Below are 14,107 nucleotides of genomic sequence, written 5' to 3' on the forward strand. Positions count from 1 at the left end.
CTGGGGATAACAGAGATCGGAAGATGGTACTGCACTCGGAGTGCCCTGTGTGATTGTTTAGTGTGGTTTATATAGCAAGAAATGCAACAGGGGTCCGAAGGCAATCGCCTCTCTTATTCGGTTTGGCGGTATGAGATGGCTTCATCGCGTTAACAATGCTGAGAGCGGCATATCATTCATCCAGGAAAAGAGTGCTCTCCCATGAAACCGATGAAGCCTTCGTTTTTGCAAGCCATGATGCTCATCATGTTAAGTGTCGGCCTGATCAGCCACGTTCTGATCATCCCTGCCCTGCTGGCGGCAGCCAAGCGGGATGCATGGATATCGGTGCTTGTGTCTGCAGGCCCTTTTTTGCTATTCGTCCTTATGTTGGCCTACGTCTCCCGCCATCTTCAGCATCAGACGCTGCATGAATGGTTTACGGACCGGCTCGGGAGACCGGTCGGCCTGCTATTGAAGATCACCAATAGCCTGTTTTTCCTCTCGGTGATCTATTTCACGCTTCATGACACAACGACCTGGGCCAAAACCAACTATTTGCAGGACACTCCCGTAATCGCCACAAGCATCGCCTTGATGGCAGCATGCGGGTATACCGCTTATAAAGGCATGCGCGCGATGGCCTTTACGGCAGGCCTTCTGCTGCCGCTTGTTGTATTGCTCGGTTTTTATGTGTCGATCGTCAATATGCAATACAAAGACTACTCCCGTCTGCTTCCCTTGTTGGAGAATGGATGGCCCCCTATTTTGAAAGGATCCCTCTATAGTCTGGCGGGTCTGTTCGAACTGCTCTTCATTTGGTACATCCAGCCGCATCTGAAATCGCGGATTTGAGTGTGGCAATACCTCTTGCTGGCCTGCATCATGGTAGGTTTGACGCTGGGCCCCCTCATCGGGGCCATCGTCGAATTCGACCCCTTTGAGGCTGCGCGGATGCGGTACCCGGCATTTGAAGAATGGAGAATCGCGTCATTAGGAAAGTACATTGCCCAAACCGATTTTTTCTCCATCTACCAATGGCTCGCAGGAGCTTTCACCCGAATCTCCCTCGCCATGTATATCGTGGTGGAGATATGGCATATTAATAGCGTTCGGAAAAGGGTAGCCTTGATCAGCACGATAACGATCCTGATGTTTATGAGCATGCTGCTTCCCTTTAATGACATCACGTTCGAGTCCTGGCTCGTTCACTATATTTTCCCTGCCAATATGCTGTATCTCGGAACCCTCGCCATTCTTGCCACAATCACTGCCTGGTTCAGCTCACGTTCCCAAAGGAGGAAACATCATGGAGCAGAAACAGAAAACGATAAAAGCTGAATCGCATGAATCCCTGCTCAGTTCCCTGAAAGAAACGTTCCGTGCCTGCGCGGACGTCGTGGTTCAAGGGTATCCTTCGGGAGAACTCCATCCTGAATGGCCCGTGATCCTCGTGTATTGCGAAGGGCTGACGGACCTCAAACAGATCAATCAGTATGTGGTTCCACGAATCGAGCATGTTTCACAGGAAAGCGGCAAGGCGCTGCCCACTGAATTGGGACTTGCTCTAACCCCTATTGCTCATATCGGGAATATTCCGGACATGAACCGGCTCATCTTCAGCGGACAGTTACTGCTGATCTTTGGTTCCGGCCAACCGGCATACAGTCTCGATATCGCCTCCGTGCCGGGGCGTTCGCCGGAAGAATCAGCGATCGAAACCTCCGTGAAAGGTCCCCGGGACGGTTTTACGGAGGAACTCAGCACAAATATCGCGCTCATCCGCAAACGGTTAAAAAGCGACTCCATGTGTTACGAAAAATTCGTTCAAGGGGAGCGTACCCAGACCTCCGTGGCCCTGCTGTACATTAAGGACGTCATCAATCCGGATATTTTGGAAGAGGCCCGGCGAAACGTAAACCATATCAAGATTGACGGCCTCATGGGCACGTCTGTCATCGAGAGGGGGGTGATGGGAGGCGTGAAAACCATCTTTCCGCTGACGGACAGCACGGAGCGGCCCGATTACGTGGTCAGCTCGCTGCTCAACGGCCGGTTTGCTGTAATGTTCGATGGCTCCCCGGTCGCCACCATCGCACCGACCACTCTCTTTAACCAGCTTAAATCCCCTGAGGATGAGAGCACTCCTTTTTTTATCGTGACGTTTGAGCGGATTTTGCGGATCGCCGGACTGCTGATTGCCTGTTTTTTTCCGTCGTTTTATATCGGGCTGACCAGCTTTAATCTGGAGCAGGTTCCCCTGCCGCTGCTGGCAACCATCGCGGGTACGCGGATGGGCCTGCCCTTGCCCGTCACGCTGGAGGCATTTTTGATGATATTTATGTTCGAACTGTTCAATGAAGCCGGCCGAAGGCTCCCCAGAGCCCTTGGGCAAACGGTCAGCGTCGTCGGGGGGCTGATTATCGGGGATGCCGCGATCCGCGCCGGAATTACTTCCCCCACCATTATCGTCACGGTGGCGATATCGGTCATCTCCAGTTACATTCTGGTGAATACGGTGCTGAGCGGGGTAACGTCCCAAGTTCGCATTTTTTTGCTCCTCTTTTCCACCACTCTTGGCCTGTACGGTTTCATGATCGGATTATTTGTGCTGCTTGTCCATCTCGCTTCGTTGGAATGTTACGGCGTTGCCTATCTATCCCCGGTCTCTCCTTACATCCCGGGAGATTTCACGCAATCGGTGTCGATGCTGCCTTCCAAAGACCGGGTAAACCGCCCGGCTGCCCTGCGTACGCAGGACTCGACGCGTACAGGAGAGGATTCTTCATGATGCAGCCGCAGCTCCGTTTCATAAACCGCTTCGAACCTTTGAAATCTAAAGTGCTTGTTCTGGTACTTCTATGTGCGGCAGTCCTTCCATTATCCGGATGCTGGGATTCCAAGGAAGTGCAGAGCATCAATTTCATTACGGCCCTCGGTATCGATTATGCAGAGGATCACTATATCGCATATGCACAAGTCATAGATTTTTCGAGCATAGCCAAGCAGGAGGGACCAAGCCAGCGGGAGGATAGCGAAATCTGGATCGGGCAAGGCAAAGGAACAACGCTGAATATGGCTATCAACGATCTCTATCGGAGTTCGCAGCAGCAAACATTATGGACGCATGTCAAAGCAATCGTGCTGAGCGAGAACGCGCTGAACAGCAAACTGACCGATATTTTCGACACGCTGCTGCATTCGGGCCAGTTACGGTATACACCATGGATTTATGGAACAAAGGAAGAGATAAACAAAGTGTTATCGCCCTCTGCTCTCTTGAACCAGTCCATGCAGACCATCGAATTGTTTGAGCCGATGAAGCTGTACAAGCAGTACTCTTCCTTTGAGCCTATACGATTGCACCAGCTTTTGGACGGATTCCGCGAGCCTGCCTCAACGATTCTCGTTCCCTCGATCACCTCCGTGAATACGACATGGGTCCAAGGGGAACGAAAACCTCCGCTGATTCAGACGGATGGATTCTATGTCGTTTCAGGCGGACATAATCAGGGAAGGATCGAGGAACAGCACGCTTTCGGTGCCCGATACGTCAAATACGGGAAAGTCTACCAGTACCCTTTATACGTATATGCCGAGGACAAAAAAGTACCGCTCCTCTCGCTTTCGCTTCGCGATCCGCGCACGATCGTCAAAGCAGTACCGGAAGGGAACGGTATTCGTTTTGACCTTACCACTTTGGTGAACGGATCGATCATCGAAGATCACGGGAAGCCAAGCTCCGTTCGGGAAATGGAACGGCTCGCTGCGCATCAGATTCAAAAGGATATCCGCCATACATTCAAGATCGCCCAATCCCGCCACGTAGACGCTTACGGCCTAGCCGAGCATCTATACCGCCACAATCCGGAATTGTGGAAGAAGCATGCCCGAAACCGGGCAAATCCCGTTACCGATTTTAAATTGGGAAAGGTTGAAGTGCAGGTAAACATTATGAATGCGAGCACGTACAAGTACAACTCCTCCTGAAAGCAAAAGAAGGTTCCTGTCCGGAAATCCGGAATGGGAACCTTCTTCGTACATCAGGGATAATCTGCTTATGCAATCGGAAAGGCAACAACGCTCATCAATGCCAATTCGGATTGCGTTGTATCCAACCGGCTGTACTGCACGATAATCGGCACGGTGCTGGATACCGTAATGGCATAGGGCACGCCTGCCGGAATGGTTTGGTCGTTCGCTTGAAGGGAAGCCGTGCGAATATGTTTGGTTCGTCGTCCCGGGACGACGGCTTTGATGTGTTCCAGAGGCTCGCGATCTTCAAAAAAAATGGTGATCTCCAGCTCTGCATCCTTGCTTCCCGTATTCAGCACGCAAATGCTCTCGTGGCTTTCGAGCGAGCCGCTGCTCTCCGGCGGAATATAACCATCGGGAATGACCCAAAACACATGCCCCTTCGCGTCATGAACTGCCGTCCCTGCATGATCTGTCATGATTTGGTCTGCCTCCTTTGGGCTGGTTAAGCTAACGTTTGTTTACCGCAAATACATCTGCAGCGGCTGCAAACGGAGCTCGCGAATGGCTTCCGCCACCTGCTGCGCAAGACGTTGCGCCCCGCGTTCCTGAAAATGCGTGTTATCCTCTACGCCTCCAGGGAAATTCAAATACTCGCCGGGCAGCACCCACATAAAGTCATCTTTGCTGCCCTCCACGCCCGCCTGCTCGAACAATATCCGGCTTCGCTCAGCGAGATCGATCAGTGGCACGTTTTCCTCCGCCGCCAGTTCCCGTACGGCTACGATATAATCGCCATGCGTATCGGTAAGCTTCCCGTCTTCCCCGAAGTAGCGCCGATGAACAGGCGTAATGAGTACGGGGATGGCATGAGCCGCATGTGCGGCATCGATGTACTTTTTCAAATACTGCTTATACGTCGTGAAAGGTTCGGTTCCCCGCGCGGGGTCCGGCTTTTCATCGTTATGTCCGAATTGGATGAACAGAAAATCGCTGGGTTTGATCTTTTCAAGGATGGCGTCCAAACGCCCTTCGTCGATAAAGCTGCGCGAGCTGCGCCCCGAATGGGCATGGTTGTCGACGGCTACGTCATGCTTGAACTGCGCGGGCAGCAATTGGCCCCATCCGCAATACGGATACCCGCTCTCCTGCTGGTCCGTGACGGTGGAATCCCCCGCCAGAAATACCGTCATCGTCTGATCGGCCCGCGTAATTTCCAATGCATTGAGACGCGGAGCCGGACCTGAAAATGAAAGCCTTAGCTGCCCGCCGCGTACAACGACGGAGAAGCGCAGCTCCTGGCACTGTCCGGACAATGTGCGAACAGTCGGCAGCATCAATCGGCCTTCTCCTGCTTTCACCCTCGTCATCGTCTCCGTGGCAGCATCCCCGGTTAACAATAGCACCTGATAAGTACCATCCGGCACATCCACCAGAAACGAGGCTTTGAGCGGGATGCAGAAGCCTGAACGAAGCTCGGCCTGTTGGCCTGCCGTGCCTTGTCCTCCACCGGTCCCTATCCCGTTCTCCAGCACTCGCCGCTTCTCGTAAACGAGCGAACCCGGTTCGAAGCCATACCCTACCTTTTCCGAATACAGGGCATCGCCGCGAACGTTGACATACCCGTTAACGCCGGCACCCGGGCCGAAGTTGAACTTCCAGCTGGCAGACCTTCCGCTGTCGCCTTCTGCCGCTGTCGCCACAGCAGCGTTCTGGCCACTTCCGGTTTGATTCAATGGCAACAACCTCCTCTGATCAAATTGGTTGCGTTTTCACCATTATCCTTTCAACCCGCTGGTGCTCATTCCCTGCACAATCTGTTTCTGGAAAATGAAAAATACGGCAACGACCGGAACCAGACTGACGATCGACATGGCGAACATCGCTCCCCAGTTAGAGGCGGATTCGCTGTCCAAGAACATTTTGAGCGCCATCGACACCGTGTATTTATCCGGCGAATTCAGGTACAGCACCGGTCCGAGCAGGTCTTCCCATCTCCAGTAGAAGGAGAAGATCGCCGCGGTTGCCAGCGAGGATTTGATCAATGGCATGATGATCTGCAAATACAGCCTGAACTTGCCGCAACCGTCAATCGTGGCTGCTTCGTCCAATTCCTTCGGAATGGTGCGGATGAACTGTACCATGAGGAAGATGAAGAACGGCATCCCGAAAAAGGTAGGGACAACGATCGGCAAAATCGTGTTCAGCCAACCGAGTTTCGTGAAAATGATGTATTGCGGCACGAGCACGACGTCATGCGGCAGCATCAAGGTCAACATCATGATTCCGAACCAGAAGCCCCGGCCTCTGAAGTTCAGCCTTGCGAATCCGAAAGCGATAAGTGATGACGACAACACCGCACCGATGGTGGAAATCACCACGATAACGAGCGAGTTCGTAATATAGTGCATGAATGGTCTGCCTGCCGTTCCCTTCCAGCCGTCCGCGTAGTTGCTCCAGATCCATTCGGTCGGGAACAATGATTCGGCGGTCACGAAGATCGTGCGGCTTTCCTTGAAGGAACTGAACAGCATCCACAGCACCGGGTACAGCATCAACAGGGCGAGGGCAGCAACGAATACGTGATATACCGGCCACTTTACTTTTCTCCATACCATCGTTACTTCTTCCCTCCCTCGGTCTCATAGAAGACCCAATACTTGGATGTGATGAACAGGATTGCCGTCAGTACACCGATCATGAGCAGCATCATCCAGGCCATGGCCGAAGCGTATCCCATATTGTTGAACATGAACGCCTGGCGGAACAGATACAGCGAGTACAGCATCGTGCCGTCCATCGGGCCGCCTTCGCCTTTGGAAATGATATATGCAGGCACAAACGTCATAAACGCGCTGATCGTTTGCATGATCATGTTGAACAGGATGATGGGACTCAGAAGCGGAAGCGTAATCCGGAAAAACTTTCTGACGGGGTTAGCCCCATCCACGCTTGCTGCTTCGTACATCTCCGGCGAGATATTTTTCAATCCAGCCAGGAAGATCAGCATCGAGGAACCAAACTGCCAAACGGACAGGGAGATCAGCATCACAAGCGCCGCATTCGGATCGCCAAACCAACTGATCGGTCCGATCCCGATTGCCGTCAATGCGCTGTTAATGACACCCTCGTTGCTGTAAATGTTGCGCCACATGATGGACACGGCCACGCTTCCCCCGATAATGGAAGGAAGATAATACAACGTTCGGTATGTGCCGACCATGCGGGAACCCGTATTCAGGATCATCGCCACGAAGAGGGCGAATATCAACCTCAGCGGCACGCCGATGAACACGTACAGGAAGGTGACCTTCACTGAGTTCCAGTATTTCGGGTCATCGAAAAACATCTTAGTGAAATTGTCCATGCCGATCCAGCGCGGAGAGGTAAACAGGTTGTAACTCGTAAACGACATGTACAGGGATACGAACATCGGAATCAGCGTAAAGCCCAAAAAGCCGATAATGAACGGGCTGATGAACGCGTATCCGGTCAAGTTATTGCGCAACGACGTATACCGCTTCAACGTAACAAACCTCCTTTATGGATTGCCTGCCGTCCCCATCTGCATCTCAATCTCGACTGGGACGGGCAAAGGCCCCCGCAGTTCGCGGGCAGCCTTCGATTCCATCCTCCCCGCGATGGGTGCGGGCAAAACATCGTTCAACTACTTCTTGTTGTTGGCCAAAATGGACTCTGCGTTGCTGCGGAACGTCTGCGCTGCCTGCTCCGGCGTAATTCTGCCGAAGTTCAGTTCCTCGACAACGTCAGCAAGGGAAGCAATCACTTCAGGCGATCCGACCGGCGGCGGCGGACTCATCGGAGAAGCCTTCGGTTCCATCGCGGCCACGAAGTCGAATACTTGTTTCGTCGGCTCGCTCAGCTCGGAAGCGATCGCTTCCTTGATGTTGCCGGAAATCGGCACACCGCGTTCCCCTTTGATCAGCTTGTTGGCCTCAACGTCGTTCACCCAGAAATCAATGAATTTGGCTGCTTCTTCCTTCACTTTGGAGTTGGACGTTACTGCCCAGTACATACTTGGCTGCATGTAAAGCCCTTTCTCCATGTCCGGCCCCGGCATAGGCGCGAATTCCAGCGGACGGTTCGCGACCTGCTGCACCGCCACGAACTGGTTGGACCACTGCCAAATACCGATGCCTGTACCTTTAACCAGGTCGGATTCCTCGATAATACCTTTCGTTTGGTTCGCGATGTCCGGCGAAGGCGCAGCCTTTTGCTCGATCATGCGGCGCATCAATCCGAAAAATTCCACGAACAGCTTGTCGTCATCGTAACCAAGGCCGGTTCCTTCGGCGTTATAAAGGGACAGCCCTTTGGTACGCAGGAAGTAGTGGAAGAAAATGTCCGGAGCCACGCCGCCGTCCAGATACATGCCTTTGGCCGCAACTTGTTTACCAAGCTCTTCATACGACTGCCACGTCATGTTTTCAGGCAGGGCATCTACGCCCGCTTTTTTCAACAAGGCCGGGTCGTATTGGAAGCCCAATACGTTCACGCCCGCTGGCACGCCATATTGCTTGCCGTTGATGACTCCCGTACTGATTACGTTTTCGGAAACGTCATCGACTTTGATCTGGTTGCCCAGGTATGGGGCCAGATCTTCGAGCTGTCCGTTCTGTGCGTACTGGCTGATGTAGGAAATGTCCATCTGTACGATGTCAGGCAGCTGATTCGCGGCAGCCTGTGGAGCGAGCTTTTTCCAATAATCGTCGAACGAGGCGTATTCCACGTCGATTTTGACGTTCGGATTTTTTTCTTTGTACAGGTCAATGACCTTCTGCGTATACTCGTGACGCGCATCCGAGCCCCACCAAGCGATTCGAAGGTTCACCGAGCCGTCCGAAGACGCGCCGCCCGATGAGCTTCCCCCTTCGGAGCTGCATGCAGCCGTAAATACAAGCAGCGCAGCCATCATCAGGAATATTGCCTTTTTCACCATGCCAATCTCCCCTTTTGTGTTGAATTGTATGAGGTGAATCGGTTACCCCGCTCAATCTGATAACGCTTTCACCAACTTGATAAAGTCATTTTCCCAAAAGTACGAACAGAGTTGAATACACAAAACCGTCTTGTTGGTTCAAAAAACAGAGGAGGACGTCCGGCTCCCTCCAGAGCTGTCCGTCCTCCCACAAATGGCCTACATTCGTTTGTTGGCCTCGTGTTAGATGCAAGTTCTCCGAAATTCCGTCGGAGTCATGCCGGTCCATTTTTTGAACACTTGGCTGAAATATTGCGAGTTGCCGCCAAAGCCGAACAGTTCGGCCAGCTCGAATACTTTCACATCTCCGCCCCGGCGGATATGGTCGCATGCCCGTTCAATCCGCAGACGGTTCACATAGTTGGAGAAATTCTCTCCGGTCACTTTTTTGAAAATTTTGCCCAAATAATCCGGGTTCATGTAGAGCATCTGATGCGCCACCCCGTTCAGGGACAGATCAGCTTCGCCGAAGTGGCGGTCTACGATATCCATCATTTTTTCCACGGCAGAAGATTGGCGGCAGATATGGTTTTTATAATAACCGTTCGTCAGCCTGGCCGCGCTTTCGGCTACAAACCCTTTCAGGCCGGACAATGTATCCACTTCGGGCAAGGATGCCATGCGCTGGGTAAACTCTGCAGCTTCCTCCGGCGGGCACACATGGATCATGGCCGAATACAGCTGCAGCACGTAAGATCGGGTGACGCCGATTTCGAGCTGGCGACCGGCCAGCAGTTCAAACAGACGCTCCACCTCGGCCTGGACTTCCTCGGTATGGCCCGACTTGATCAGCTGGCACAATCGGTCCGCATCCTGTTCGACGTGCAGACCGTCGCCTTCACCGGCCAAATGCAGGTCATCCGTCGTAATCAGCTTGCCTTCCCCCAGAAAAAAGCGATGATTCAGGCATTGCAGCGCTTCGCGGAACAGGCGGCGGGACTCGATCATGCGATCGGCCCCGCTGAGCGCGGCTGTCACTTCCAATTTGTATAACCTTTTGAAGGCGGCACGCACTTCTTCGATGCTGTCCTTCAATGCCTCCAGTCCCTCGGAGTCTTTCAGCAGCAGAAGCAGCTTGCCTTCAATCGTTGTGCTGAGCTGTGCGTGAGGCAGCAGGTCGCTGGCGATGTTTTTAATCGCGAACAGATGGCTATAATCATGCTCATCCACAATCCGGAACAGCAGCAGCCTTACTTGCTGGTCTTCCAGCTTCAGATTGAACAGCTCCTGATAATATTCCAGATCCACCGGGCCATAAGTGCGGTTGGTCATGAATTCCAGCAGAAACTGCTCTTTCACATGCGGCAGCACGCGCTGCAGACGCTGCTCCATCTGGCCGGCCACATGCTCCTTGGCCCGGGCGTCTTGATGCTCCTGGAGAAGCTCTGTCAATGCATCATGGATTTGATTTTCGTTGCAGGGCTTTAGCAGGTAGTGCTTCACCCCGAACTGCATCGCTTTGCGCGCATATTCAAATTCTTTGTATCCTGACAGCATAATGAATCTGACCCCTGGATACTCCTCTGCTGCCTTCTCAATCAGTCCAAGACCGTCCAGTCCCGGCATCGAAATGTCCGTAATGACGATATCCGGTTGGGATCGACCGATTTTGTCCAATGCCTCCACTCCGTTCCTGGCGGTACCCACCAGCTCCGTACCGGCCGCAGCCCAGTCCACGACCTGGGAAATGCCTTCCAGAATTACGCGTTCATCATCTACGAGCATCACTTTGTACATCGTCATCGTCCTCCCTAATCCAAGGTATTCTGATCGATACTACGGTTCCCGAGCCGGGTCTGCTGCTCACGATCATCTCGCCTTCGTCCCCGAAGGTCAGCCTGATCCGTTCCTGAATGTTGGATAATCCGATGCCCTGCCCTCTCGTTTTGATTCGTCCTTCCTGCAGCCGTTCCATGAATTCCGGCGTCATGCCCAGTCCGTCATCCTGCACCTCGATCACGACCTTATCCCCTTCAGCCCTGGCCCTGATCCGGATTTGGCATGGATCAATGCTCGGCTCAAGCGCATAATGGATCGCGTTTTCCACCAGTGGCTGCAGCGTCAGCTTCGGGATCCGGGCCGTGGTCACCTCGGGTGCAATATCCATGTCGAAATCGAGCCTTTCCTCAAATCGCGTTTGCTGGATCGTCACGTAGCTGCGAACGATGTCCAGCTCCTTCTCCAGGGCAATCCACTTCTCCGACATGTTGACCGAGCTGCGCAGCAAAAAGCCGAGCGCTTCGACCATTTCGGAAATTTGCGTCTGTTTCTGCACCTTTGCCATCCAGTTGATGGACTCCAGCGTGTTGTACAAAAAATGGGGATTGATCTGCGCCTGAAGCGCTTTCAATTCCGTTTCGCGAATGACCAGCTGCTTCGCATAATTCTCCTCGATCAGTTCCCGGATGCGCTGCAGCATCATTTTGAACGTTCGGTGCAGAAGCCCGACCTCGTTTTGAGGCGACAAGGGGACGTTTCCCAGAGCGGCTTCCTCCAGTTTATCCAGATCGCCTTTTTCGATGTTCCGCATTTTTTTAATCAGCTGGGCGATCGGTTGGGTAATGCTTCGGGAAAATTTCGCGCCGACCAACAATGCAGTCAGCATAATCACGATAAAAATGACGGTAACCAGCTGTTTAATAAATTGGATCTGCTTGAACATCTGATCGTACGGGGTCATGTACAAATACACCCAGTTCGTATAGGAAGAGTTCGCGCGGGCCACAAAATGCCTTCCCTGCTCGAACGTCGCGATGCCGTAGGGCTGCGTGCGGTTAAGCTCGGCGGCGATTTCTTCCTCGCTCACCGTGGATTCCGTCGGATATATGGCCTCTTTGCCGTCCGTGATCATGAGCTGCGAGTCTTCGGCCGGGTGCTGCATCTGGTCCTGCACGATCCGGTCCAACCGCACGCGAATGATCAGGGTGCCCAGCTTCTCCAGCGTAAACCCGCCGGTGAATGACTTCACCTGTCGTACGGACAGCAGTCTCGCCTGGCGATCTCCCCCCGTGTACCAGGCATTGGAGCCGGCGTGTTTGTCCCCAAGGCTGACAAGCTCCGTTTGCATATCTTTGGAGATGCCCTCCCGGTTTCCTGCCGCCATGATATTGTTATCGTTATCGATAAACAGCATGGAATAGACGTATTTCTCCGAACCCGCATACGCGACGAGCCGGTTCGTAATTTTTTTGCGCAGCGTATTTCGGGCATACACGGTATCCGCCTTGTCCAGTTGCAGAAGGTACTGCTGCAGTTGTTCATCCGACATCACTTTGAAGGACAGATTGGCGATTTCGCGCAGCTGGTTTTCGATCCCCACCGAAGACATGTTCAGGACCTGGGACGATTTCTCGTAGATCTGGCGGTCATAAATGTTGAATACGTAACTCAGGACGGATACATAGAAGGTGAAGCTGACCAGCATCAAACATCCGATGAGAAGAATCGTTTTGTGGTGAATGGGCAGTGCCGTGAAAGCGTTCTTCATTTGTCTCATTCAAAGCGCTCCTTTGATTGGAGAAGGGTGCAGTGATCTGGCATGTTTTCCGCTTTACTGTAATTTATTTTCATATTTACACATCCATGAGCGAATGACAAGACATAAATAATCAACTTTTTGAGTCTGGCGTACAAAAACGCGTTATTCTCTGTGTGGTCGAAAAATAGACCAACAGCAAAAAATCCATGTCGATTCTAAGATCAACATGGATTTTCCTGCTCTGAGGCCGATTATGGGTTCACAAATACCGTTTTCAACTTCGCTACGTATTGCACGTTAAAACCAAGACCTTCGGCAACCATCGCCAGCGGCACGTACGTTTTGGACTCCTTGCCTACCTTGTTCAGGAATGCAGGCGTATCCACCGCAACGGCCGCTCCGTTAACCTGAACGGTGCTCGCGCCGATTTTTACGGCCACCTTACGTTCGCCATATGTAATCGTTGCGGTTGACGTTTTGTTGTCCCACACGGTAGCGGCTCCCACGGCATTCACAATATCCTGGATCGCCACATAGTTTTTGCCGTCGCGATTGATCGGTTTGTACGGGGTATCCAGCAGTTTGCCGCTCACGATAATGTTCATCGGTTGACCCGACGTCGGGGCGGTCAGCTTGGTGTAATCGCCCCAGATCGTTTCGGCGAACACTTTGGCAATGGCTTCATAGCCAAACTGGTTCGGATGGAAATCGCGATCTTTGATCATATGTGTCATCGTGCCTTCACCGCCGACGAATTCCTTCGCGACGTGAGCCACCTTGACATCGATGCCATCGCTGACGGATTGGGCCGCAATCCCATCAATGGTCGTCGTAAAACCGGCAGCCGCCTCCATCAGTTTGGCATACAACGCTTTGCCCCCGATTTCGGGCATCGGCTGATACTGATCCGCGATTACGATGCGAACATCCGGGTTAAGCGCATGGATATCCTGAATTACCGCATTCACATTGCTGGTATACGCGGCAAGCAGCTCCTTTACTTTGGCCTCCAATTCCTCGTTGCCAAGCTTATCCGCCGTTCCGAGCAGCTCGGAAACGTCATTGCCGCCAATCGTAATGGCCACGAGATCCGCTTGTGCCAGACTCTCGCGAATGGCAGAAACGTTGGCTCCGATCTGTCCTGCGCGCGGATCAGCCAAGCTCGGTTGAATCGCCTCCGAAGTGATCGTTTGGCCAGCGCGAATCGCGGCAACGAAGTTTTTCAGTCCAGTGCTCTTCAGTCCGGCAATGCCGAAATTGTCGGTCTGCGTACGTCCGTGAAGCAACCCTTGCTCTTGCAGACGTTCCACGTAACCGTATGGAAGGTCTTTCAAATTAGGTTCGTACCCTACCGTAATGGAATCCCCTAATGTGACGATGCGGAAAGTTTCTGCGACCGCAGCAGTGCTGCTTTTTGCGCTTACTGCCTGCCCGGATGCATTCCCGTTCCCATTGGCAGCGGCAGCGTATGCCGGTGCGGAAGAAGAGGAGAAGAGCAGCACCCCTGCCAGCATGCTCGCTGTAATACCGGCGGCCGTGTATCTCCATGTACGTGTATGTTTCATTCTCGGATCCCACTCCTTTTCAGAATAAAGACGTGCCAGGTTGAGGCCATCATGGCCCCATTTTCCAATATATCGATTCTATCATTATTTAATAGTCCTGTCGCCAAAAGC

Annotated in this window: 12 protein-coding genes; 4 read left to right on the top strand and 8 right to left on the bottom strand. The window is 52.8% G+C overall.

Annotation, left to right across the window (positions count from 1 at the left end; translation table 11 throughout):
• The first annotated feature begins 201 nt into the window (after window positions 1-201).
• The 4 genes from RSX24_RS27815 to RSX24_RS27830 are packed head-to-tail and all read left to right on the top strand — an operon-like array spanning window position 202 to window position 3,969.
• On the top strand, window positions 202-834 hold the full coding sequence (locus RSX24_RS27815; protein ID WP_343262392.1) for a GerAB/ArcD/ProY family transporter: 633 nt from the start codon (window positions 202-204) through the stop codon (window positions 832-834).
• A gap of 30 nt (window positions 835-864) precedes the next feature.
• Entirely contained in the window at window positions 865-1,320 is a 456-nt protein-coding gene (locus RSX24_RS27820; protein WP_343262393.1) for a hypothetical protein, read from the top strand.
• Entirely contained in the window at window positions 1,289-2,770 is a 1,482-nt protein-coding gene (locus tag RSX24_RS27825; RefSeq protein ID WP_343262394.1) for a spore germination protein, read from the top strand. The genes RSX24_RS27820 and RSX24_RS27825 overlap by 32 nt, the downstream gene beginning before the upstream one ends.
• Entirely contained in the window at window positions 2,767-3,969 is a 1,203-nt protein-coding gene (locus RSX24_RS27830) for a Ger(x)C family spore germination protein (RefSeq protein ID WP_343262395.1), read from the top strand. Before RSX24_RS27825 ends, RSX24_RS27830 begins: the two co-directional genes overlap by 4 nt.
• A gap of 68 nt (window positions 3,970-4,037) precedes the next feature.
• On the opposite strand, the gene RSX24_RS27835 is transcribed toward RSX24_RS27830, so the two are convergent.
• From RSX24_RS27835 to RSX24_RS27870, 8 genes are all read right to left on the bottom strand, one after another.
• Window positions 4,038-4,433 carry a sensory rhodopsin transducer gene (locus RSX24_RS27835; protein ID WP_343262396.1) on the bottom strand — a complete coding sequence of 132 codons (396 nt, stop codon included), beginning with the start codon at window positions 4,431-4,433 and terminating at the stop codon, window positions 4,038-4,040.
• Window positions 4,434-4,475: 42 nt separating this feature from the next.
• On the bottom strand, window positions 4,476-5,657 hold the full coding sequence (locus RSX24_RS27840) for a rhamnogalacturonan acetylesterase (RefSeq protein ID WP_343262441.1): 1,182 nt from the start codon (window positions 5,655-5,657) through the stop codon (window positions 4,476-4,478).
• 75 nt (window positions 5,658-5,732) lie between these two features.
• Window positions 5,733-6,572, bottom strand: coding sequence for a carbohydrate ABC transporter permease (locus RSX24_RS27845; protein WP_236420816.1), 840 nt, complete (start codon window positions 6,570-6,572; stop codon window positions 5,733-5,735).
• Between the two features lie 2 nt (window positions 6,573-6,574).
• Entirely contained in the window at window positions 6,575-7,480 is a 906-nt protein-coding gene (locus RSX24_RS27850; RefSeq protein ID WP_236420815.1) for a carbohydrate ABC transporter permease, read from the bottom strand.
• Window positions 7,481-7,621: 141 nt separating this feature from the next.
• Window positions 7,622-8,914: an ABC transporter substrate-binding protein gene (locus RSX24_RS27855; protein WP_236420814.1), complete on the bottom strand. Its 1,293-nt coding sequence runs from the start codon at window positions 8,912-8,914 to the stop codon at window positions 7,622-7,624.
• Between the two features lie 222 nt (window positions 8,915-9,136).
• A complete protein-coding gene (locus RSX24_RS27860) occupies window positions 9,137-10,690 on the bottom strand; it encodes a response regulator (protein WP_339276013.1) in 1,554 nt (517 codons plus the stop codon).
• The gene (locus RSX24_RS27865; protein ID WP_343262397.1) at window positions 10,665-12,449 is read right to left on the bottom strand and encodes a sensor histidine kinase; all 1,785 of its coding nucleotides are present in this window, start codon (window positions 12,447-12,449) and stop codon (window positions 10,665-10,667) included. The genes RSX24_RS27860 and RSX24_RS27865 overlap by 26 nt, the downstream gene beginning before the upstream one ends.
• A gap of 233 nt (window positions 12,450-12,682) precedes the next feature.
• Window positions 12,683-13,996, bottom strand: coding sequence for an SGNH/GDSL hydrolase family protein (locus RSX24_RS27870; RefSeq protein ID WP_343262398.1), 1,314 nt, complete (start codon window positions 13,994-13,996; stop codon window positions 12,683-12,685).
• Window positions 13,997-14,107 lie beyond the last annotated feature (111 nt).

Source organism: Paenibacillus hubeiensis, from assembly GCF_032334105.1.
Lineage (GTDB): Bacteria > Bacillota > Bacilli > Paenibacillales > Paenibacillaceae > Paenibacillus > Paenibacillus hubeiensis.

Excerpts from the sequence above, each read along its gene's own strand:
- RSX24_RS27815 (WP_343262392.1), top strand. The coding sequence starts at position 202 with ATGAAACCGATGAAGCCTTCGTTTTTGCAAGCCATGATGCTCATCATG.
- RSX24_RS27820 (WP_343262393.1), top strand. The coding sequence starts at position 865 with ATGGTAGGTTTGACGCTGGGCCCCCTCATCGGGGCCATCGTCGAATTC.
- RSX24_RS27825 (WP_343262394.1), top strand. The coding sequence starts at position 1,289 with ATGGAGCAGAAACAGAAAACGATAAAAGCTGAATCGCATGAATCCCTG.
- RSX24_RS27830 (WP_343262395.1), top strand. The coding sequence starts at position 2,767 with ATGATGCAGCCGCAGCTCCGTTTCATAAACCGCTTCGAACCTTTGAAA.
- RSX24_RS27835 (WP_343262396.1), bottom strand. The coding sequence starts at position 4,433 with ATGACAGATCATGCAGGGACGGCAGTTCATGACGCGAAGGGGCATGTG.
- RSX24_RS27845 (WP_236420816.1), bottom strand. The coding sequence starts at position 6,572 with ATGGTATGGAGAAAAGTAAAGTGGCCGGTATATCACGTATTCGTTGCT.
- RSX24_RS27855 (WP_236420814.1), bottom strand. The coding sequence starts at position 8,914 with ATGGTGAAAAAGGCAATATTCCTGATGATGGCTGCGCTGCTTGTATTT.
- RSX24_RS27860 (WP_339276013.1), bottom strand. The coding sequence starts at position 10,690 with ATGTACAAAGTGATGCTCGTAGATGATGAACGCGTAATTCTGGAAGGC.
- RSX24_RS27865 (WP_343262397.1), bottom strand. The coding sequence starts at position 12,449 with ATGAGACAAATGAAGAACGCTTTCACGGCACTGCCCATTCACCACAAA.
- RSX24_RS27870 (WP_343262398.1), bottom strand. The coding sequence starts at position 13,996 with ATGAAACATACACGTACATGGAGATACACGGCCGCCGGTATTACAGCG.